The 20,920-nt window shown below is 52.3% G+C and carries 21 protein-coding genes and 4 tRNA genes; 12 read left to right on the top strand and 13 right to left on the bottom strand.

Translation table 11 applies throughout. The annotated features are described in order from the left end of the window. Nucleotides 1-67: 67 nt before the first annotated feature. The 7 genes from M1D91_RS16745 (at nt 68) to pdxK (ending at nt 6,913) form a co-directional block, all read left to right on the top strand. A complete protein-coding gene (locus M1D91_RS16745) occupies nt 68-967 on the top strand; it encodes a Dyp-type peroxidase (RefSeq protein WP_437430588.1) in 900 nt (299 codons plus the stop codon). 183 nt (nt 968-1,150) lie between these two features. Continuing rightward, nucleotides 1,151-2,167, top strand: a complete 1,017-nt coding sequence (locus M1D91_RS16740; protein WP_437430589.1) for a sulfate ABC transporter substrate-binding protein — start codon at nt 1,151-1,153, stop codon at nt 2,165-2,167. Next, a complete protein-coding gene (cysT, locus tag M1D91_RS16735) occupies nt 2,167-3,000 on the top strand; it encodes a sulfate/thiosulfate ABC transporter permease CysT (RefSeq protein ID WP_437430590.1) in 834 nt (277 codons plus the stop codon). The genes M1D91_RS16740 and cysT overlap by 1 nt, the downstream gene beginning before the upstream one ends. Then, a complete protein-coding gene (gene cysW / locus M1D91_RS16730; protein ID WP_437430591.1) occupies nt 3,000-3,875 on the top strand; it encodes a sulfate/thiosulfate ABC transporter permease CysW in 876 nt (291 codons plus the stop codon). The genes cysT and cysW overlap by 1 nt, the downstream gene beginning before the upstream one ends. Continuing rightward, complete coding sequence (cysA, locus tag M1D91_RS16725; RefSeq protein ID WP_437430592.1) at nt 3,865-4,959, top strand: sulfate/thiosulfate ABC transporter ATP-binding protein CysA; 1,095 nt, start codon at nt 3,865-3,867, stop codon at nt 4,957-4,959. The genes cysW and cysA overlap by 11 nt, the downstream gene beginning before the upstream one ends. A gap of 200 nt (nt 4,960-5,159) precedes the next feature. Then, nucleotides 5,160-6,074, top strand: a complete 915-nt coding sequence (gene cysM, locus M1D91_RS16720) for a cysteine synthase CysM (protein WP_437430593.1) — start codon at nt 5,160-5,162, stop codon at nt 6,072-6,074. Between the two features lie 2 nt (nt 6,075-6,076). After that, complete coding sequence (pdxK, locus tag M1D91_RS16715; RefSeq protein ID WP_437430594.1) at nt 6,077-6,913, top strand: pyridoxine/pyridoxal/pyridoxamine kinase; 837 nt, start codon at nt 6,077-6,079, stop codon at nt 6,911-6,913. 47 nt (nt 6,914-6,960) lie between these two features. On the opposite strand, the gene crr is transcribed toward pdxK, so the two are convergent. From crr to cysZ, 5 genes are all read right to left on the bottom strand, one after another. Next, nucleotides 6,961-7,470 carry a PTS glucose transporter subunit IIA gene (gene crr / locus M1D91_RS16710; protein ID WP_437430595.1) on the bottom strand — a complete coding sequence of 170 codons (510 nt, stop codon included), beginning with the start codon at nt 7,468-7,470 and terminating at the stop codon, nt 6,961-6,963. Nucleotides 7,471-7,510: 40 nt separating this feature from the next. Next, entirely contained in the window at nt 7,511-9,238 is a 1,728-nt protein-coding gene (ptsI, locus tag M1D91_RS16705; protein ID WP_437430596.1) for a phosphoenolpyruvate-protein phosphotransferase PtsI, read from the bottom strand. 44 nt (nt 9,239-9,282) lie between these two features. After that, nucleotides 9,283-9,540, bottom strand: a complete 258-nt coding sequence (ptsH, locus tag M1D91_RS16700) for a phosphocarrier protein Hpr (protein ID WP_039079738.1) — start codon at nt 9,538-9,540, stop codon at nt 9,283-9,285. 390 nt (nt 9,541-9,930) lie between these two features. Next, complete coding sequence (gene cysK, locus M1D91_RS16695) at nt 9,931-10,902, bottom strand: cysteine synthase A (protein WP_437430597.1); 972 nt, start codon at nt 10,900-10,902, stop codon at nt 9,931-9,933. A 141-nt stretch (nt 10,903-11,043) separates the two neighbouring features. Beyond that, a complete protein-coding gene (gene cysZ, locus M1D91_RS16690) occupies nt 11,044-11,805 on the bottom strand; it encodes a sulfate transporter CysZ (protein WP_437430598.1) in 762 nt (253 codons plus the stop codon). Nucleotides 11,806-12,035: 230 nt separating this feature from the next. Here cysZ and zipA point away from each other — a divergent pair, with 230 nt between their 5' ends. The 3 genes from zipA (at nt 12,036) to M1D91_RS16675 (ending at nt 15,298) form a co-directional block, all read left to right on the top strand. Next, nucleotides 12,036-13,001 carry a cell division protein ZipA gene (gene zipA, locus M1D91_RS16685; protein WP_437430599.1) on the top strand — a complete coding sequence of 322 codons (966 nt, stop codon included), beginning with the start codon at nt 12,036-12,038 and terminating at the stop codon, nt 12,999-13,001. A gap of 66 nt (nt 13,002-13,067) precedes the next feature. Further along, nucleotides 13,068-15,083: an NAD-dependent DNA ligase LigA gene (gene ligA, locus M1D91_RS16680; protein WP_437430600.1), complete on the top strand. Its 2,016-nt coding sequence runs from the start codon at nt 13,068-13,070 to the stop codon at nt 15,081-15,083. Beyond that, nucleotides 15,083-15,298: a DUF3820 family protein gene (locus M1D91_RS16675; protein ID WP_437430601.1), complete on the top strand. Its 216-nt coding sequence runs from the start codon at nt 15,083-15,085 to the stop codon at nt 15,296-15,298. Before ligA ends, M1D91_RS16675 begins: the two co-directional genes overlap by 1 nt. On the opposite strand, the gene M1D91_RS16670 is transcribed toward M1D91_RS16675, so the two are convergent. After that, nucleotides 15,295-16,284, bottom strand: coding sequence for a bile acid:sodium symporter family protein (locus tag M1D91_RS16670; protein WP_437430602.1), 990 nt, complete (start codon nt 16,282-16,284; stop codon nt 15,295-15,297). The two genes, M1D91_RS16675 and M1D91_RS16670, sit on opposite strands and share 4 nt — an antisense overlap. Before the next feature lie 89 nt (nt 16,285-16,373). Here M1D91_RS16670 and M1D91_RS16665 point away from each other — a divergent pair, with 89 nt between their 5' ends. Further along, complete coding sequence (locus M1D91_RS16665; RefSeq protein WP_437430603.1) at nt 16,374-17,303, top strand: LysR family transcriptional regulator; 930 nt, start codon at nt 16,374-16,376, stop codon at nt 17,301-17,303. On the opposite strand, the gene M1D91_RS16660 is transcribed toward M1D91_RS16665, so the two are convergent. The 5 genes from M1D91_RS16660 to M1D91_RS16640 all read right to left on the bottom strand — a co-directional run bounded on the left by M1D91_RS16660 (nt 17,294) and on the right by M1D91_RS16640 (nt 18,339). Next, nucleotides 17,294-17,638 carry a FlxA-like family protein gene (locus tag M1D91_RS16660; RefSeq protein WP_437430604.1) on the bottom strand — a complete coding sequence of 115 codons (345 nt, stop codon included), beginning with the start codon at nt 17,636-17,638 and terminating at the stop codon, nt 17,294-17,296. The two genes, M1D91_RS16665 and M1D91_RS16660, sit on opposite strands and share 10 nt — an antisense overlap. A gap of 304 nt (nt 17,639-17,942) precedes the next feature. Further along, nucleotides 17,943-18,018: transfer RNA gene (locus tag M1D91_RS16655), tRNA-Lys, on the bottom strand. A 4-nt stretch (nt 18,019-18,022) separates the two neighbouring features. Then, nucleotides 18,023-18,098, bottom strand: a tRNA-Val gene (locus M1D91_RS16650). Nucleotides 18,099-18,144: 46 nt separating this feature from the next. After that, nucleotides 18,145-18,220: transfer RNA gene (locus M1D91_RS16645), tRNA-Val, on the bottom strand. Nucleotides 18,221-18,263: 43 nt separating this feature from the next. Next, nucleotides 18,264-18,339 (bottom strand) — tRNA-Val (locus tag M1D91_RS16640). A 258-nt stretch (nt 18,340-18,597) separates the two neighbouring features. Between M1D91_RS16640 and gltX the strand changes: the two genes are divergently transcribed. Beyond that, nucleotides 18,598-20,013 carry a glutamate--tRNA ligase gene (gene gltX, locus M1D91_RS16635; protein ID WP_437430605.1) on the top strand — a complete coding sequence of 472 codons (1,416 nt, stop codon included), beginning with the start codon at nt 18,598-18,600 and terminating at the stop codon, nt 20,011-20,013. Between the two features lie 55 nt (nt 20,014-20,068). On the opposite strand, the gene M1D91_RS16630 is transcribed toward gltX, so the two are convergent. Continuing rightward, nucleotides 20,069-20,464 (bottom strand): YfeC-like transcriptional regulator, encoded by a 396-nt coding sequence (locus tag M1D91_RS16630; protein WP_437430606.1) that lies wholly within the window; start codon nt 20,462-20,464, stop codon nt 20,069-20,071. Between the two features lies 1 nt (nt 20,465). Further along, nucleotides 20,466-20,828, bottom strand: a complete 363-nt coding sequence (locus M1D91_RS16625) for a YfeC-like transcriptional regulator (protein WP_437430811.1) — start codon at nt 20,826-20,828, stop codon at nt 20,466-20,468. Between the last annotated feature and the right edge of the window lie 92 nt (nt 20,829-20,920).

The raw sequence follows: 20,920 nt of genomic DNA, 5'->3' as shown, positions 1-20,920 counted from the left end.
AAGAAAAACGGGTACAATAACCCCAACAATGCCACGGTTGCGTGGCATCTTTTTTTCAGGAGGAGCGATGTCTCAGGTTCAAAGCGGCATATTGCCGGAACATTGCCGTGCGGCAATCTGGATTGAAGCCAGTGTCGTGGGCAGCATGGATGCACTGCGTGAAGGCTGTAAAATATTTATTGATAAACTGGCTACCCTTGAAGCTGCTTACCCGGACGCTGCTGCCGGTGCGGTTATTGCGTTTGGCAATACCCTCTGGCGCAAACTGAGTGCAGACGAAGGGGCGGAAGAACTTAAAGATTTCGCCCCACTCGGCAAAGGGCTGGCTCCTGCCACGCAACATGACGTACTTATTCATATTCTCTCCCTACGTCATGACATCAACTTCTCCATCGCGCAGGCAGCCCTGAATGCCTTCGGTGAGGTACTGGAAGTAAAAGAAGAGACCCACGGTTTTCGTTGGGTGGAGGAGAGAGATTTAAGCGGTTTCGTGGACGGCACCGAAAACCCAACAGGTGATGAAAAACGCCGTGATGTTGCCGTCATCAAAGAGGGGGTAGATGCTGGCGGCAGCTATGTGCTGGTGCAGCGTTGGGAGCACAACCTCAAACAGCTTAACCGCATGAGCGTGGGTGACCAGGAGATGATGATGGGTCGCACCAAAATCGCGAATGAAGAGATTGATGGCGATGCCCGTCCGGTTACGTCACACCTGAGCCGTGTTGATCTGAAAGAAGCGGGCAAGGGGCTGAAGATTGTCCGCCAGAGCCTGCCCTATGGCACTGCAAGCGGTGTACATGGTCTCTATTTTTGTGCCTATTGCGCGCGTCTGTATAACATTGAACAGCAGTTGCTGAGCATGTTCGGCGACGCTGATGGTAAGCATGACGCGATGTTGCGCTTTACCAGGCCTGTCACCGGCGGCTACTATTTTGCGCCGTCAGTAGAACGCCTGCTGGCCTTGTAAAGACGTTTCGTTAGGGGGTGCCTGCGTGAAGCGTGGGCAGCCTGGCACCCGCTCATCTACCCCATAATGCTTATTCCCTTTTCAACTTCCAAAGCACCAAACGGTATATAAAACCGTTACTGGTTTCACACTCGATATAAATAAACTGAAGGCCAAATCGTCATCATCGAATAAGGGTGCGCAATGGCCGTTAATGTAGTGAAAAAAGGATACCTGACGCTGGCAGCAATGGCGCTGGTGGTTACACAGGTGCAGGCAACGGAGTTGTTAAACAGTTCTTATGATGTTTCCCGTGAGCTGTTCGCCGCCCTGAATCCACCGTTCGAACAGCAGTGGGCAAAAGATAACAGTGGTGACGCGTTGACGATTAAACAATCCCATGCTGGTTCTTCCAAGCAGGCACTGGCTATTTTGCAAGGTTTGAAAGCTGATGTGGTGACCTACAATCAGGTCACTGACGTCCAGATCCTGCATGACAAAGGCAACCTCATTCCTGCGAACTGGCAGAGCCGCCTGCCCAATAACAGCTCGCCTTTCTACTCCACCATGGGCTTCCTGGTGCGTAAGGGCAACCCAAAAAACATTCATGACTGGAGCGACCTGGTTCGTTCTGATGTGAAACTGATCTTCCCGAACCCGAAAACGTCCGGTAACGCCCGTTATACCTATCTGGCGGCATGGGGCGCGGCTGATAAAGCGGACGGCGGCGATAAAACCAAAACCGAACAGTTCATGACCCAGTTCCTGAAAAACGTGGAGGTTTTTGATACCGGCGGCCGTGGCGCGACCACGACTTTCGCCGAGCGCGGTCTGGGTGATGTGTTGATAAGCTTTGAATCGGAAGTGAACAACATTCGCAAGCAGTATGAAGCGCAGGGCTTCGAAGTGGTCATTCCAAAGACCAACGTTCTGGCAGAATTCCCGGTGGCGTGGGTGGATAAAAACGTCGCGGCGAACGGGACTGAGAAGGCTGCGAAGGCGTACCTGAATTATCTCTATAGCCCGCAGGCGCAAACCATCATTACTGATTATTACTACCGCGTGAACAACCCTGACGTGATGGGCAAACTGAAAGATAAATTCCCACAGACCGAGCTCTTCCGCGTGGAAGACAAGTTCGGCAGCTGGCCTGAAGTAATGAAAACGCACTTCAATAGCGGTGGTGAGTTAGACAAACTGCTGGCGGCGGGGCGTAAGTAATGTTTGCGATTTCTTCCAGACGTGTGCTGCCAGGCTTCACCCTGAGTCTGGGAACCAGCCTGTTGTTCGTCTGCCTGATTTTGCTGTTACCACTGAGCGCGCTGGTAATGCAGCTCTCTGAGATGAGCTGGGCACAGTACTGGGAGGTCATCACCAATCCTCAGGTGGTCGCGGCCTATAAAGTCACGCTACTCTCGGCTTTTGTCGCCTCCCTGTTCAATGGCGTGTTCGGCCTGCTGATGGCGTGGATTTTGACCCGTTACCGCTTCCCTGGCCGAACCCTGCTGGATGCGTTGATGGATCTGCCCTTTGCCCTGCCTACGGCAGTCGCGGGCCTGACGCTGGCGTCATTGTTCTCGGTAAATGGCTTCTATGGTCAGTGGCTGGCGATGCTCGATATTAAAGTCACCTATACCTGGCTTGGTATTGCCGTGGCGATGGCATTCACCAGCATTCCGTTTGTGGTGCGTACCGTGCAGCCCGTCCTGGAGGAGCTTGGTCCGGAGTACGAAGAGGCGGCTGAGACACTGGGTGCCACGCGCTGGCAGAGCTTTCGTAAAGTAGTATTACCTGAACTTTCGCCTGCCCTGCTGGCGGGAGTGGCGCTCTCCTTTACCCGTAGTCTGGGGGAGTTCGGGGCGGTGATTTTTATTGCCGGCAATATTGCCTGGAAAACAGAAGTGACCTCGCTGATGATTTTTGTACGCCTGCAGGAGTTTGATTACCCGGCGGCGAGCGCCATCGCCTCGGTGATCCTCGCGGCATCGCTGCTGCTGCTGTTCTCCATCAATACGCTCCAGAGTCGTTTTGGTCGACGTGTGGTAGGTCACTAATGGCGGATGTAACTGAATTGAAACGCTATGATGCGCCCCGTATTAACTGGGGGAAATGGTTTCTGATTGGCACCGGGATTGCGGTCTCCGCGTTTATTCTGGTGGTGCCAATGATCTATATCTTTGTGCAGGCGTTTAGTAAGGGACTGGCCCCGGTGTTAGAAAACCTGACCGATCCTGACATGCTGCACGCTATCTGGCTCACGGTGCTGATAGCGCTGATTTCGGTGCCGGTTAACCTGGTGTTTGGCACCTTACTGGCCTGGCTGGTGACGCGTTTTGATTTTCCGGGCCGTCAGCTACTGCTCACGTTGCTCGACATTCCCTTTGCCGTCTCGCCGGTCGTGGCCGGGCTGGTATACCTGCTGTTTTACGGTTCTAATGGCCCGCTGGGCCCCTGGCTTGATGCGCACAATCTTCAGATTATGTTCGCCTGGCCGGGCATGGTACTGGTGACCATTTTTGTCACCTGCCCGTTTGTGGTTCGTGAACTGGTGCCGGTCATGCTGAGCCAGGGAAGTCAGGAAGATGAAGCTGCGGTCCTGTTAGGCGCGTCCGGCTGGCAGATGTTTAAACGCGTGACGCTACCCAATATCCGTTGGGCGCTGCTCTACGGCGTGGTACTCACCAATGCGCGTGCTATCGGTGAGTTCGGCGCGGTATCGGTCGTTTCGGGCTCTATCCGTGGCGAAACACTCTCTTTACCATTACAGATTGAACTGCTGGAGCAGGATTACAATACGGTCGGCTCCTTTACGGCGGCGGCCCTGCTGACATTAATGGCTATTCTGACGTTGTTTTTAAAAAGTGCAGTGCAGTGGCGTTTAGAGAATCAGGAAAAACGCGCGCGGCAGGAGGAAAATCATGAGCATTGAGATTGCCAATATTAAGAAGTCGTTTGGTCGCACCCAGGTGCTGAATGATATCTCGCTGGATATTCCTACCGGGCAAATGGTCGCGCTGCTGGGACCGTCCGGGTCAGGGAAAACGACGCTGCTGCGCATTATTGCGGGCCTTGAGCATCAGACCAGCGGGCGTATTCGCTTTCACGGTACCGATGTGAGCCGTATTCATGCCCGTGAACGCAAAGTGGGTTTTGTGTTCCAGCATTACGCGCTGTTCCGCCACATGACCGTGTTCGACAATATCGCTTTCGGCTTAACCGTATTGCCTAAACGCGAGCGTCCGAACGCCGCCGCGATCAAAGCGAAAGTGACGAAGCTGCTGGAAATGGTTCAACTGGCCCACCTTGCCGATCGTTTCCCCGCTCAGCTCTCCGGAGGGCAGAAGCAGCGTGTGGCGCTGGCCCGTGCGCTGGCGGTCGAGCCGCAGATCCTGCTGCTTGATGAACCCTTCGGCGCCCTGGATGCGCAGGTGCGTAAAGAGCTTCGTCGCTGGCTGCGACAGCTGCATGAGGAATTAAAGTTTACCAGCGTGTTCGTCACCCACGATCAGGAAGAGGCGATGGAAGTTGCCGACAGGGTGGTGGTCATGAGCCAGGGCAATATTGAGCAGGCCGATGCGCCAAATCAGGTTTGGCGCGAGCCTGCTACCCGTTTTGTACTGGAATTTATGGGTGAAGTTAACCGGCTCAAAGGCACCATCAGCGGCGGACAATTCCACGTGGGCGCGCACCGCTGGCCGCTGGGATATACCCCGGACCATCAGGGAGAAGTCGACCTGTTTTTACGCCCGTGGGAAGTGGATATCAGTCGCCGTACCAGCCTCGATTCACCGCTGCCTGTGCAGGTGCTGGAAGCGACGCCTAAAGGTCATTACACCCAGCTGGTGGTACAACCCCTGGGCTGGCACGACGAGCCGTTAAGCGTGGTACTCACGGGGGATGATGCACCAGAGCGTGGCGATCGTCTTTTTGTGGGGTTGCAGAATGCCCGTTTGTACCACGGTAATACGCGTATAGAAGAGAGCGTGGAACTTGCTCTCGCACAATCTGCCTGATAGGTTATTGCCATCAGAAATGGTTGCCGGGTGGCGCTGCGCTTACCCGGCCTACGCGGTAAATGCAAAACAGCCCTGGCTGTGTTTAGTGTTTGCGCCTTCTCCCGGTGGGAGAGGGAAGGGGTGAGGGCATCAGAATGCACTTATCCGTAGGCCCGGTAAGCGAATACGCGACCGGGCTTTTTTATTGGACAGGGTCAGTGAATAACACATTAGAACAGACCATCGGTAATACGCCGCTGGTGAAATTACAGCGCCTGACGCCGGATAACGGCAGCGAAATCTGGGTCAAACTGGAAGGCAATAATCCGGCGGGTTCAGTAAAAGACAGAGCGGCGTTATCGATGATTGTCGAGGCGGAAAAGCGCGGGGAAATAAAACCCGGCGATGTGCTCATCGAAGCGACCAGTGGTAACACTGGTATTGCGCTGGCGATGATTGCGGCGCTGAAAGGCTACCGCATGAAGCTGTTAATGCCCGACAACATGAGCCAGGAGCGCCGCGCGGCTATGCGTGCCTACGGCGCCGAGCTGGTTCTGGTCTCCAGGGAGCAGGGCATGGAAGGGGCGCGTGACCTGGCGCTGGAGATGGCCGGGCGTGGCGAAGGCAAGCTACTGGATCAGTTTAATAATCCTGACAACCCTTACGCCCACTACACCACCACCGGACCTGAGATCTGGCAGCAAACGGCGGGTGGGATATCGCATTTTGTCTCCAGTATGGGCACCACCGGTACCATTACCGGCGTCTCTCGCTTCCTCAGAGAACAAGAAAAAAAGGTCACGATTGTTGGCCTGCAGCCGCAGGAGGGGAGTAGTATTCCAGGCATTCGGCGCTGGCCTGCGGAATATATGCCCGGTATTTTTAATGCGAACCTCGTGGATGAGGTGCTGGATATTCACCAGCATGATGCGGAAAATACCATGCGTGCACTGGCGGTGCGGGAAGGCATTTTCTGCGGCGTCAGTTCCGGCGGGGCGGTGGCAGGTGCGATACAGATAGCCAGGGCAAACCCAGGTGCCTTGGTGGTCGCGATAATTTGCGATCGTGGAGATCGCTACCTCTCCACCGGCGTATTTGGTGAAGAAAGTTACTCTCAGGGAGCGGGAATTTAATTATGGAAATGATTCTTTTCAGGGATAAAACCCGGGCACAGCAGACCGATATCGTCGCCGTGCAGTCGCAGGTGGTTTATGGCAGCGTGGGTAACAGTATTGCGGTACCCAACATTCGTCAGCATCGTTTAAACGTCACTGCCGTACCCACCGTCTTGTTCAGTAACACACCACATTATGACACCTTCTATGGCGGTATCATCCCTGACGACTGGTTTACCGGCTATTTACAGGCTCTTGAAGAGCGCGATGTTATGCGTGAGCTTAAAGCGGTGACCACCGGTTATATGGGCAGCGCCAGCCAGATTGCGATTCTGGCGAAATGGCTTACGGCGCTAAAAGAAAAGCACCCGGATTTACTGATCATGGTGGATCCGGTCATTGGTGATACGGACAGTGGGATCTACGTAAAACCGGACATCCCGGCGGCGTATTGCGACTATTTGCTGCCGCTGGCGCAGGGGATTACACCGAACGTCTTCGAGCTTGAGATCCTGAGCGGTAAACCATGTCGTGATATCGACAGCGCCGTCGCGGCGGCAAAAGGCTTACTTTCCGACTCGCTCAGGTGGGTCGCCATAACCAGCGCACCCGTGGTGTCCGATGATAACAGTATTCATGTGGTACTGGTGACGGCAGACTCGGTTGAAATTAGCGCCCACCCGCGTATTGCGACCGATCTAAAAGGAACGGGCGATCTCTTTTGCTCTGAGCTCGTGAGCAACATTGTGAAAGGTAAGCCGCTTGCCGGGGCGATATATGGCGCTGGCGACCGTGTAACAGAGGTGATGAGTTACACGCTGGAAAAAGGGTATGACGAGTTGATTCTTCCTGCCTGACAAACAAAAATGGCGCCATCAGGCGCCATTTTCTTTACCGCGAAGAATTACTTCTTGATGCGGATAACCGGGGTTTCACCCACGGTCACGCTACCGGTAAGTTTGATCAGTTCTTTGATTTCATCCATGTTGGAAATCACAACCGGCGTCAGGGTAGACTTGGCTTTCTCTTCCAGCAGTGGCAGATCAAATTCAATGACCGGATCGCCAACTTTAACGCGCTGGCCTTCTTCCGCGATGCGTTTGAAACCTTCGCCTTTCAGTTCCACGGTATCAATACCGAAGTGAACAAAGAGTTCGATGCCGCTATCGGATTCGATAGAGAAGGCATGGTTGGTTTCAAAAATTTTACCGATAGTACCGTCAACCGGAGCTACCATTTTGTTCCCGGTTGGTTTGATAGCAATGCCATCACCAACAATTTTCTCAGCAAAAACAACATCCGGTACATCTTCAATGTTGACGATTTCGCCGGAAAGCGGAGCAATAATCTCAATAGTTCCAGTGTCTTTCTTATCGTCAGAAACCAGAGATTTCAATTTATCGAACAAACCCATGATCTTCTCCTAAGCAGTAATTTGGGCCGCATCTCGTGGATTAGCAGATTGTTTTTTCTTCAATGAACTTGTTAACCAGCGTCATTAACTCGTCCGTTGTCGGTTGAGCAAGAGCCTGCTCTGCTAAAACCTTCGCATCTTCGAAGTTCGTGTTGCGAATAATCTTCTTAATGCGCGGGATAGAAATGGCACTCATACTGAATTCATCCAGACCCATCCCCAGCAACAGAAGTGTAGCACGTTCGTCGCCTGCAAGCTCACCACACATACCTGTCCACTTGCCTTCGGCATGAGATGCATCAATAACTTGCTTGATGAGGGTGAGGACAGACGGTGACATCGGCTGGTAAAGATGTGAAATCATATCATTACCGCGGTCAACTGCCAGGGTGTACTGGGTTAAATCATTGGTTCCGATACTAAAGAAATCAACTTCTTTGGCCAGATGACGAGCAATGGTTGCCGCTGCAGGTGTTTCCACCATAACGCCAATCTCAATGGTCTCATCAAAGGCTTTACCTTCGTCACGCAGTTCCTGCTTGTAAATCTCAATCTCTTTTTTCAGTGCACGCACTTCTTCAACAGAGATGATCATCGGGAACATGATGCGCAGTTTACCGAAAGCAGAGGCACGCAGAATGGCGCGAACCTGGTCACGCAGGATCTCTTTGCGATCCATGGCGATTCGCACCGCGCGCCATCCCAGGAATGGGTTCTCTTCTTTCGGGAAGTTCATGTACGGCAGCTCTTTATCGCCGCCAATGTCCATGGTACGGACAATCACGGCCTGAGAGCCACAGGCTTCAGCAACCGCTTTGTACGCGGCAAACTGCTCTTCTTCAGTCGGAAGAGAGTCGCGGTCCATGAACAGGAATTCGGTACGATACAGGCCAACACCTTCTGCGCCATTACGCTCTGCACCTGCGACATCGCGCACGGTACCGATGTTGGCACAGACTTCAACCTGATGGCCGTCAAGGGTGATAGCCGGAAGATCTTTGAGTTTAGCCAGTTCAGCTTTTTCTTCAGCAACCTGAGCCTGCGCGCTGCGCAGGGTCTCAATCTCTTCATCTGACGGATTAACATAGACGTTGTTGTTAACCGCATCGAGAATCAGATAGTCGCCGTTTTTCACCTGAGAGGTAACGCTGCCGGTGCCCACAATCGCTGGCAGTTCCAGTGAACGTGCCATGATAGAGGTGTGTGATGTACGACCACCCATATCAGTAATGAAACCGAGGACCTTATTCAGGTTCAGCTGCGCAGTTTCAGATGGCGTCAGGTCAGCGGCAACCAGAATCACTTCATCCTGAATAGAACTCAGGTCAATGATCGGCATACCCAGTATGTTACGCAGCAAACGTTTACCGATGTCACGCACGTCAGCCGCACGTTCTTTAAGGTATTCGTCGTCCAGCTCTTCAAGGGCAGTGGCCTGACCTTCGATAACTTCGTGAGCAGCAGCGTCTGCCGTCATATGCTTATCGTTAATCAGGGCTATGATTTCCTGCTCAAGCTCCTCATCTTCGAGCAACATAATGTGGCCTTCGAAGATGGCTTCTTTTTCTTCACCGAACGTTTCGCCAGCTTTCGTCTTAATCGCTTCGAGCTGCGCAGATGCCTTCGCACGGCCACTCAAAAAACGTTCAGTTTCCTGGGAAGCCTTATCGGCAGAAATTTTCTTCCGGTCAATGACGATCTCGTCTTCTTTCAGCAGCAATGCTTTGCCAAAAGCGATACCCGGGGATGCTAAAATGCCTGAAATCATAACCCTACCTTACTTGTGACTGATCTTTAAAAGAACCCGTAAACTTACTCGAGCTCTGCCATCAGTTTGACCAGATGCTCAACTGCTTTTTGCTCGTCTTCACCTTCTGCGGTCAAGGTAACAACAGTACCTTGAGTCAGACCCAGAGTTTGCAGTTTAAACAGGCTTTTCGCGCTGGCGCTTTTGCCGTTGGAAGTCACAGTGATCTCAGAAGTGAAGCCTTTAGCTTCTTTAACAAACTGAGCAGCAGGGCGGGTGTGCAGACCGTTCGGAGCGGTAATGGTAACTTCTTGCTGGAACATTGTATTTCCCCAACTTATAGGTTTAGTGTTGTGGAACTAAAGTCTAGCCTGGCGGTTCGACTTTAGCCTGTATCGTTAGCGCCGGCGTATAAGATACGACTCGTAAGCCACAGGCGTCATTAACGCATAGTGTGATGCTGGCGCTTCTGGCGAACAACGTCTTAAACGTCATTAAACATTATGCAGCGAAAGCGAGAGTTGAACCAAATCATAAAATCGATTCAGCTTCGTGAAATCAGAAACCGATTAATTTCGCGCATCAAAATAAATGTGATGGTTAAATACCAGACCCGCGTGGTCGAAGCAATGGCAGGAGGAGTGAAAGTTTGATGTGCGCCACAAAAAAGCACCTCATTGGGTGCTTTTTTGTGCGTTTGTTACAATCTGGCATTACTGTTGCAGTTCTTTCTCAGTAAACAGATCGGCAAATAACGCGGTGCTTAAATAGCGCTCACCCGAGGAAGGAAGGATAACCACTATATTCTTATTGGTAAAGGTTTCGTCTTCCTGAAGTTTCAGCGCGGCGGCCACGGCAGCACCGGAAGAGATACCTGCCAGAATGCCTTCTTCTTCCATAAGACGACGCGCGGTGTCGATGGCTTCTTCGTTGGTAATGGCAACCACTTTATCAATCAATTTCAAATCAAGGTTACCGGGAATGAAACCCGCACCAATGCCCTGAATTTTATGCGGACCGGGTTTGATCTCTTCGCCAGCCAGTGCCTGAGCAATGACCGGAGAGTCCGTGGGTTCAACCGCAACGGTAATGAGGTCGGCTTTACCTTTAGTCCCTTTAATATAGCGGGAGACGCCCGTCAGCGTACCGCCGGTGCCTACACCAGAGATAAATACATCCACCTGACCATCAGTGTCTTCCCAAATCTCCGGACCCGTGGTTTTTTCATGAATTTCCGGGTTGGCCGGATTACTGAACTGCTGAAGCAGTAAAAATTTTGATGGATCGCTGGCAACAATCTCTTCCGCCTTCTGGATCGCCCCTTTCATGCCTTTCGCGCCTTCGGTAAGCACGAGGTTAGCGCCAAGCGCCTTTAAGAGCTTACGACGTTCAATACTCATGGTCTCCGGCATCGTCAGCGTCAGCTTATAACCACGCGCTGCGGCGACATAGGCCAGAGCGATCCCCGTATTACCACTGGTTGGTTCAACCAGTTCAATACCCGGTTTCAGCACGCCACGTTTTTCGGCATCCCAAATCATATTGGCACCAATACGGCATTTCACGCTGAAGCTCGGGTTACGGGATTCGACCTTTGCCAGGATGCGTCCATTACCGATACGGTTCAGTCGAACCAGCGGCGTATGACCGATAGTCAGCGAGTTATCTTCAAAAATCTTACTCATGGCCTGTCCTTAACTGTATGAAATTTGGGAACCACCCCAGCATACCCACTTACCGCACGGGCGGAAGTAAGGAAATCGCATATCTATATGCTGAGGTGAAATAATGGCAATCAGTATGGAATAAGAACGGGAATAACGCCCTTAGCGCCAGAGTGCATTTTTTTCCCGATAACAGTCTACCCACATCGCGGTTGCGCCACAGACCGCTACGGGCATTACAACGAGGTTCAGTACCGGGATCAGTGTGAACAGGCTGGTAATCGCCCCGAACTGTAAATTTGTCCCTTTGCGGGTGCGTAAGGATGCACGCATCGTTTTAAACGGCACTTTATGATTATCAAAAGGATAATCACAATACTGTATCGCCAGCATCCATGCGCTGAACAGAAACCACACCACCGGCGCCACCGTCTGGCCGATGCCCGGAATAAAATAGAGCAGCAAAAGCACAACGGCGCGAGGTAAATACCAGGCAAGTTTTTGCCACTCACGCTTCATAATGCGCGGGACATCTTTAAGGATAGCGCCAATGCCTGCATCAGGCGGCGTTGCTCCCGTTAAGCGTGCTTCTAACTGTTCAGCTAACAGCCCATTAAAAGGCGCGGCTATCCAGTTCGCAATGGTGGAGAAAAAGTAGCTGAACACCAGCAAAATGGAGAGCACAACAACAGGCCATAGCAAATAGCTCAACCACTGTAACCAGTCGGGTACATGGCTCATAAGCGCGGGGATCCAGTTATCGAGACGGGTAAACAGCCAGATAAATGCCGCGCCCATCAACACGATGTTAACCAGCAGCGGCAGAACAACAAAACGGCGGATGCCGGGCAGGGTGATAAGCTTCCAGCCATGACAAAAGTAAAAAAAACCGCTGCGCGAGGGGACGGATGAAGATGAAACCATAGTCTGGCTATACTCCTTTGTATTACAGCCGGAAATCAGCAGACTATATTATCTGCTCGCGGGAGAAAAAACCCGTTCGGAAATGTTCGAAAAAACAGCAAAAAGCACGATTTCGTTCATCTTTATGCCGTGAAAGGCATGTGTACACTTGCACTTGACGTAATCGGCAAATACTCTTAGTAAGTAAATGTTTGCCGTGTTGGCAAGGTGTTAGAACAACAGAGAATATAATGATGCAGGATTTGCGTCTGATATTAATCATTGTTGGCGCGATCGCCATAATCGCTCTACTGGTTCATGGTTTTTGGACCAGCCGTAAAGAACGTTCTTCAATGTTCCGTGACCGTCCGCTGAAACGTATGAAGTCGAGACGTGAGGATGATGATGAGTACGACGAGGATGTCGAGGAAGAAGACGACAGCGTGGGTGAAGTTCGCGTTCATCGGGTAAATACTGCCCCGAAAGCCAGCAGCGAGCCGGAGACGCCTCGTCAGCAGCCGCAGCATCAGTACCAGCCGCCGTATGCATCCGCGCAACCTCGCGCCGCTGCGCCTGCCCAGCATCATGAGGAGCGCCCGGTGCAGCCTGCCACGCAACCTGCGCCTGAAGCGACTTATGTTGAGCAGCCCGTCCGTCAGGAAGCGAGGCCAACTGCGGCACCGCAACCCGTCGCACCGCCGCCACAGCCTGTTGCTACGCCAGTGCACCCGGAGCCAGTGGCGCAGCCGGAACCTGAACCTGTTGTTGAGCCAGCCCCGGTTGCAGAAAAACCGGTGCGCAAAGAGACGGTAATTATTATGAACGTCTCTGCCCATCATGGCACCGCGCTTCAGGGTGAGCTGCTGCTTAACAGCATCCAGCAGGCTGGTTTTAAATTTGGTGATATGAGCATTTTTCATCGTCACCTGAGCCCCGATGGAAGCGGCCCTGCACTATTCAGCCTGGCAAACATGGTGAATCCAGGTACGTTTGATCCGGAGATGACGGATTTTACTACGCCGGGCGTGACAATTTTTATGCAGGTTCCTTCCTACGGTGATGAACTGCAGAACTTCAAACTTATGCTTCAGTCAGCGCAGTATATCGCCGATGAAGTGGGTGGCGTGGTCCTTGACGATCAACGTCGTATGATGACGCCGCAGAAATTGCGCGAGTATCAGGACCGGATCCGCGAAGTGATAGAATCACGCGCGTAGCCCAGACCTTTTTGTTATCAGCCAAAACCCCCGCCCGTCGGGGGTTTTTTATATTGATGGTGCGACATGGAATCAATCGAACAACAACTCACCGAACTGCGAACAACGCTTCGCCATCATGAATATCTTTATCATGTCATGGATACGCCCGAGATCCCGGACGCAGAATATGACAAGCTGCTGGTCCGGTTGCGCGAACTTGAAGCGCAGCATCCTGAACTCATTACTCCCGATTCACCGACGCAGCGCGTGGGTGCTGCGCCGTTGGCCTCTTTTAGCCAGATTCGTCATGAAGTCCCTATGTTGTCGCTGGATAACGTTTTTGATGAGGGGAGTTTCCTCGCCTTCAATAAACGCGTCCAGGATCGCCTGAAGAACACCGATGCCCTGACTTACTGCTGTGAGTTGAAACTGGATGGTCTGGCGGTCAGCATTCTTTACGAGAATGGGGTATTGATACGCGCTGCAACCCGGGGAGACGGGACTACCGGGGAGGACATCACCTCCAATGTAAGGACGATTCGTGCCATTCCGCTCAGGCTGCACGGCGCTAATATCCCCGCCCGTCTGGAAGTTCGCGGGGAAGTCTTTTTACCCCAGGCGGGCTTCGAAAAAATCAATGAAGAGGCGCGCCGTACCGGGGGAAAAGTATTTGCCAACCCGCGTAACGCCGCCGCCGGATCATTACGTCAGCTTGACCCGCGGATCACCGCTAAGCGTCCGCTTACTTTCTTCTGCTATGGGGTGGGGATCCTGGAAGGCGGCGGACTTCCTCGTGGTCATCTGGAGCGCTTACAGCAGTTCAAAAAATGGGGGTTGCCGGTCAGTGAGCGCATACGTCTGTGCGACTCTCCTGAGGCGGTGCTCGATTTTTATCATCAGGTGGAAGCCGACCGTCCTCACCTCGGGTTTGACATCGACGGTGTCGTCATCAAAGTTAATGCGCTGGAGTTGCAGGAGCAGCTTGGATTCGTGGCGCGAGCCCCGCGCTGGGCCGTCGCTTTTAAATTCCCGGCGCAGGAACAGACCACTTTTGTGCGCGATGTAGAATTTCAGGTTGGCCGCACAGGCGCGATTACCCCGGTCGCCCGCCTCGAACCGGTACAGGTTGCGGGTGTGCTGGTCAGCAACGCAACGCTACATAATGCGGATGAAATTGCCCGTCTCGGTCTTCGCATTGGTGACAAAGTGGTGATCCGTCGCGCTGGTGATGTTATTCCACAGGTGGTCAATGTGGTGGAATCTGAGCGCCCCGATGAAACACGGGATATTGTGTTCCCTGCGCATTGCCCGGTTTGTGGCTCCGACGTTGAGCGTGTGGAAGGTGAAGCGGTCACGCGCTGTACCGGCGGTCTCATCTGCGGCGCACAGCGCAAAGAGTCGCTTAAGCACTTTGTTTCCCGCCGTGCAATGGATGTCGATGGCATGGGCGACAAAATAATCGATCAACTGGTGGAGAAAGAGTACGTCCACACGCCAGCCGATCTTTTCCGCTTAACCGCAGGCAAACTCACCGGTCTTGACCGTATGGGGCCAAAATCTGCTGAAAACGTGGTTAATGCGCTGGAAAAGGCGAAAGCGACTACCTTTGCCCGTTTCCTCTATGCCTTAGGTATACGTGAGGTAGGTGAGGCGACAGCAGCAGGTCTGGCGGCCTTTTTCGGTACGCTGGAAGCCCTGGAAGCAGCGTCGGAGGAAGACCTGCAAAAAGTACCTGACGTGGGCAAAGTGGTCGCCGCCCATGTGTTCAATTTCTTTGCCGAAGAGAGTAACCGCGACGTCATCCGCCAGCTACTGGCTGAAGGTATCCACTGGCCCGCACCGGTGGTCGTTAACGCCGCAGAGATAGACAGTCCCTTTGCCGGCAAGACCGTAGTACTGACCGGTAGCCTGAGTCAGATGTCCCGCGATGATGCCAAAGCGCGGCTGGTTGAATTGGGTGCTAAGGTTGCGGGGAGCGTGTCGAAAAAAACCGACCTTGTGATTGCCGGTGAAGCGGCTGGCTCAAAACTGGCAAAAGCACAGGAGCTGGGCATTCCGGTCATTGATGAGGCGGAGATGATCCGACTGCTGGGGGAGTAGTGGAGAAAGCGCAGCTGATTGAAATCGCCAACACGCCGATGCCCTTCGGGAAATATCAGGGTCGCAGACTGATTGATTTGCCGGAGGAGTATCTGTTGTGGTTTGCCCGTAAGGATTCTTTCCCCGCCGGGCACCTGGGCGAGCTATTGCAACTGGTGCTGGTGATTAAAACCGAGGGGCTGACGCATCTGGTTCAGCCCCTTAAGCGCCATTAGGTTTTAGCCACTTCCTGCGCCTGGGTTTTTTCAGCCTGATGCTTATAGCGTCGGGCAAGGACCGCGCAGACCATCAGCTGGATCTGATGGAAAATCATCAGTGGCAACACCATCATGCCGATGACCGAGGTAGGGAAGAGGATATTGGCCATCGGGATACCGTTGGCCAGGCTTTTCTTGGAGCCGCAGAAAACAATAGTAATTTCGTCGGCTTTGTTAAAGCCGCAGCGACGGGCGACCACGACATTAACCGCAATAACGATAGCCAGCAGGACAATACTCACCACCACGATAAACAGTAATGATCCCACGCCCACCTTCTGCCAGATACCATTAACCACCGCTTCGCTGAAGGCAGAATAGACCACCAGCAGAATGGATGTCTGATCCGTTTTCGAGATCCATTTTTTATTGCGCGCGACCCATGCTCCCGTCCACGGGCGGGAAAGGTGCCCCAGCACAAACGGCAGCAGCAGTTGCAGCATAATTTTACCGACCTGCTCAAAACTCCCCTCAGCACCGTGCAAATTCATCAGCAGTCCTACCAGCAGCGGTGAGAGGAAGATACCCAGCAGACTTGATGCGGAAGCGGAGCAGACCGCCGCCGCGACATTACCGCCTGCGAGCGAGGTAAAGGCAATGGCTGACTGGACGGTCGCAGGCAAGATGCACAGGTATAAAAAGCCGGTGTAAAGTTCCTGGCTGACATTTACCGGTGACCACCAGACGAAAAGCACGCCCAGGGCCGGGAAGAGGATGAAGGTGCTACACATGACCCAGAGGTGTAATCGCCAGTGGCTGCCGCCAGCAATAATCGCCTCGCGGGATAGCTTTGCGCCATGCATAAAAAAGAGTAGCGCAATGGCCGCCATAGTCAGCCATTCAAAGAAGGGGACAAAACCGCCTCTTGCCGGTAAAAAAGTCGCCAGCAGTACCGTTACGATAAGCGTCAGCGTGAAGGGATCAAGAATACGAAAAAGTTTCATAAAGACTCCTGCAAATCAGTGCCAATAGTTTGCTTTTATTGGTTTGAGAAATAAAATTGATTTATTGAATGAATTTATGAATTTTTTAGATGAATTATACCCTTAAACAGTTGCGCGTTTTCGTAACGGTAGCGCAGGCCCGCAGTTTCAGCCGGGCGGGCGATATTATCGGCCTGAGTCAGTCTGCGGTAAGCCACTCAGTCAAAGAGCTGGAGTCCCAGACGGGTGTGCGGTTGCTCGACCGAACCACCCGCGAGGTCATTCTGACAGAGGCTGGACAACAGCTTGCTGCGCGTCTGGAGCGTCTTCTGGATGAGCTTAATAGCACGTTGCGTGAAGCAGGGCGTGTTGGGCAGCAACTGACGGGCACCGTACGTGTGGCAGCCAGCCAGACGCTCTCCGCCCATCTTATCCCGCAGTGTATTGCCCAAAGTAACAGGTGCTATCCTGAAATTGATTTTATGCTTCACGATCGGCCGCAGCAGTGGGTGCTGGAAAGCATTCGGCATGGAGAAGTCGATTTTGGCATGGTTATCGACCCGGGTCCGGTGAGCGATCTTGAGTGCGAAGAGATCCTCTCTGAACCCTTTTTTCTCCTCTGCCGGGGCGATCACGCCTGGGCTGATAAGCCCGGAGTGCGCTGGTCAGAACTTGAAGGGGCGAGGCTGGTCGTACAGGACTATGCTTCGGGAAGCCGCCCGCTTATTGATGCGGCGCTGATGCGCTTTGGTATTCACGCGCGGATTGTTCAGGAGATTGGACACCCGGCTACCCTGTTTCCTATGGTCGAGGCGGGAATAGGCGTCAGTGTTATGCCTGCGCTGGCTTTGCCTCTGCCACAGGGGAGCCAGCTGTGCGTGAAGCGGCTGATGCCCGAGATAGAACGTAAAATTATGCTGGTGCGGCGTAAAAATCGCTCATTATCGGGGGCGGCGCAGGCGGTGTGGGATGTGGCGAGGGAACAGGCCCGGTATTTGACTCAGGCCAGAGCAGAAGACCCGCTGTTTACTCAGATATAAATATCGATCTGATGGTCAGTTGAAGGCGTGTTGACACCTTCTACTTTGGCCTGCTTCTCATCAGCTTTTTTCTGTGCTTCCTCTGCCTGCTTATGTTGCAGTTGGGCCAGTTGAGTCTGTAGCAAATCGATTTGAGCCTGAATTTGCTGTTGCTGCGTCTTTTTCTGCTCGGTCGTACCCGTTCCTTCAGAAATACTTTTCAGCTGTTTCGTGAGCGTGGAGATTTGCTGAGTGATGCGGCTTATTTGGGAGGCAATATCGCTGGCACCAGAAGATGAACTACTGCTGCCACTGCCGCTGGTCACTGACGATGTCGTCGTTTGGATTGTTGTCATTATTAATACCTTTGCCGTAAAAGAGGAGTATTGACGTATTTATATTTTTTCTTTAGCCACGCACCGTTGGCGCGGTTCGGGAATCATATCCTGACATTAAGGATAAATTATGGATAAAGGTCACTTAATTTGTACATTGATTTTATTGGTATTTTTATTTTGCATAGAACAATTATGGCAAAGTTTATGGCTTAGGATGTGCGCTGAGATGCGTGAAAAACGCAGACTAAAGAGAAACTGCTTCAGGTTCGAAGCTTATAAATCGCAGATAGCAAAAAAGCGCCTTTAGGGCGCTTTTTTACATTGGTGGGTCGTGCAGGATTCGAACCTGCGACCAATTGATTAAAAGTCAACTGCTCTACCAACTGAGCTAACGACCCGAAGTGGTGGGTGATGACGGGATCGAACCGCCGACCCCCTCCTTGTAAGGGAGGTGCTCTCCCAGCTGAGCTAATCACCCACTTCGGTACTTCATTTTACTGCAAGAAATCCAGCTGGCGAGAAAGTGGTGGGTGATGACGGGATCGAACCGCCGACCCCCTCCTTGTAAGGGAGGTGCTCTCCCAGCTGAGCTAATCACCCACTTCTCAATTTCTTGCTACACGGCGGAGACTACATAAGTAGTTGGTGGGTGATGACGGGATCGAACCGCCGACCCCCTCCTTGTAAGGGAGGTGCTCTCCCAGCTGAGCTAATCACCCCCGCTGTGTGGAGTCGCATTATAGGGAGAGTTGAAAATGAGTCAACGCATTTTCTAAAGAAATTGTTCGTTCGTCGTAAAATTAGTCAAAGCGAGCTTTAAATGGTCTTTGTTGTCTGATTTGTATACAAAATACAGATGAATAGCCGGGATTGTGGCAACAACATTGAGGATTCACCTCACGGTGATAGAATATCGCCGACTTCATTTTTCCTGATTTGCCGGCTATCGGCATCTTTATCAAACGTAAGGCCATTTCATGAAAATCAAAACTCGCTTCGCGCCAAGCCCGACCGGCTATCTGCATGTAGGCGGCGCGCGTACTGCCCTTTATTCCTGGCTTTTTGCGCGTAACCACGGCGGTGAGTTCGTACTGCGTATTGAAGATACCGACCTTGAGCGCTCCACGCCGGAAGCGATCGAAGCCATAATGGATGGGATGAACTGGCTGAGTCTGGAGTGGGATGAAGGCCCTTACTATCAGACTAAACGGTTTGATCGCTACGACGCGGCTATTGATGAAATGCTGGCAGCTGGCACAGCCTATAAATGTTATTGCTCTAAAGAGCGTCTCGACGCCCTGCGTGAAGAGCAAATGGCAAATAATGAGAAACCACGTTATGACGGGCGCTGCCGCCACAGCCACGAGCATCATGCTGATGATGAGCCTTGCGTGGTGCGTTTCGCGAACCCACAGGACGGTTCAGTGATATTCGACGACCAGATCCGCGGTCCTATCGAGTTCAGCAACCAGGAACTGGACGATTTAATTATTCGTCGTACTGATGGTTCTCCAACCTATAACTTCTGCGTGGTCGTAGATGACTGGGATATGGAAATCACACATGTTATTCGTGGTGAAGACCATATCAACAACACGCCGCGCCAGATAAACATTCTGAAAGCGCTGAACGCGCCGGTGCCGGTTTACGCCCATGTATCAATGATTAACGGTGATGACGGCAAAAAGTTATCTAAACGTCACGGTGCGGTCAGCGTGATGCAATACCGGGATGATGGCTATCTGCCTGAAGCCTTACTGAACTACCTGGTTCGTCTGGGCTGGTCGAGTGGCGATCAGGAGATCTTCAGCCGTGAAGAGATGATCAAACTCTTCTCATTGAACGCGGTAAGTAAGTCAGCGAGTGCCTTTAATACTGAAAAACTCCAGTGGTTGAACCATCACTATATTAATACGCTGGCACCTGAATATGTTGCTACTCACCTGCAGTGGCACATTGAGCAGGAAAATATAGATACCCGTAACGGTCCGCAGCTTGCAGATCTTGTGAAATTGCTTGGCGAGCGTTGCAAGACCTTAAAAGAGATGGCGGCTACCTGCCGTTACTTCTATGAAGAGTTTGCAGAGTTTGATGCCGATGCGGCCAAGAAACACCTGCGCCCGGTTGCACGTCAGCCGCTTGAAGTCGTCCGCGATAAACTGGCTGCGATTGATGTGTGGACGGCTGAGAACGTTCACCAGGCAATTCAGGCTACGGCGGATGAGCTGGAAGTGGGCATGGGGAAAGTGGGAATGCCATTGCGTGTAGCGGTAACAGGGGCAGGCCAGTCTCCGGCATTAGATGTCACCGTCCACGCTATCGGTAAGACCCGCAGCGTTGAGCGTATTAATAAAGCGCTGGGTTTCATTGCTGAGCGTGAAAGCCAGCAGTAAAGTAGCTCCCCCTCGTTAGAATGAAATGAAACGGCAGGATTTTCCTGCCGTTTTCTTATCGCTCTTCAGGCTGCGTGATTTGAAGCCTGTCCAGAAGCCCGTGAATACCTTCTCTTGCCAGCAATACACTCAAAGCCTCCTGCTCATAAGGCGTTAAATTTTTCAGGACATTGAGAATACGTAGCAGGGCAGGAGTAAGTGTTTCCGAGGCGTAATAGGGTAACGGCTCGGTGGCGACGGCCGGGGAAATGCGATGGCGCATCCCTGGCGTTTTCATGATAAACAGGCGCACATCTTTATTCAGATGAATCAGCCTGGCGCGCCCACCTTTAATGCCCGGTAAACGCTCCGTTGACCACTTATGCTGACGTATCCAGCGATTCACCGTTTGTTTAGCCACCCCAAGAAATTCCGCTAACTCCTCGGTGGTCATTTTATCTGGAAGTTTCATATTAATTGTTTTCGCGGATCCCTAATCGAGCCAATAATCCTGTGATGCCTTCACGCAAAAGCAGTGATGAAAGTTGTTGTTGTTCCAGGCGGGTCATCTCTTTGGCCAACGTGAGAAGTAACGTCTCCAGCGCTGCGTCTTTTGCCGGTTCAACAGAGAAGGGGAGGTCACTCCCGGCGCGTTGCGTATTACGAATGAAATCCCGAACCTGCTCATTGATCAGAACCAGCCGAGCTTTGCCGCCCTGAACCCCCGGTTTGGGTGTGGTCACCCAGCCTTCTTTTCGCACCCATTTGTTTATGGTTTGACGACTATAGCCAGTGAGTTTTGCTAACTCTTCTGGCGTCATTCGTTCCTTGAGCATCATATTTCCAGAGTCAAAGTAGGGGTAATTACGCGTTGATGTTATAGCATCATTTTACGAGAAAATGTGACAGGTTTAACTACTGACTGCGA

The sequence above is a fragment of the Enterobacter sp. SA197 genome, from assembly GCF_054131575.1.
This window is presented reverse-complemented; position numbering and strand designations above follow the sequence as displayed.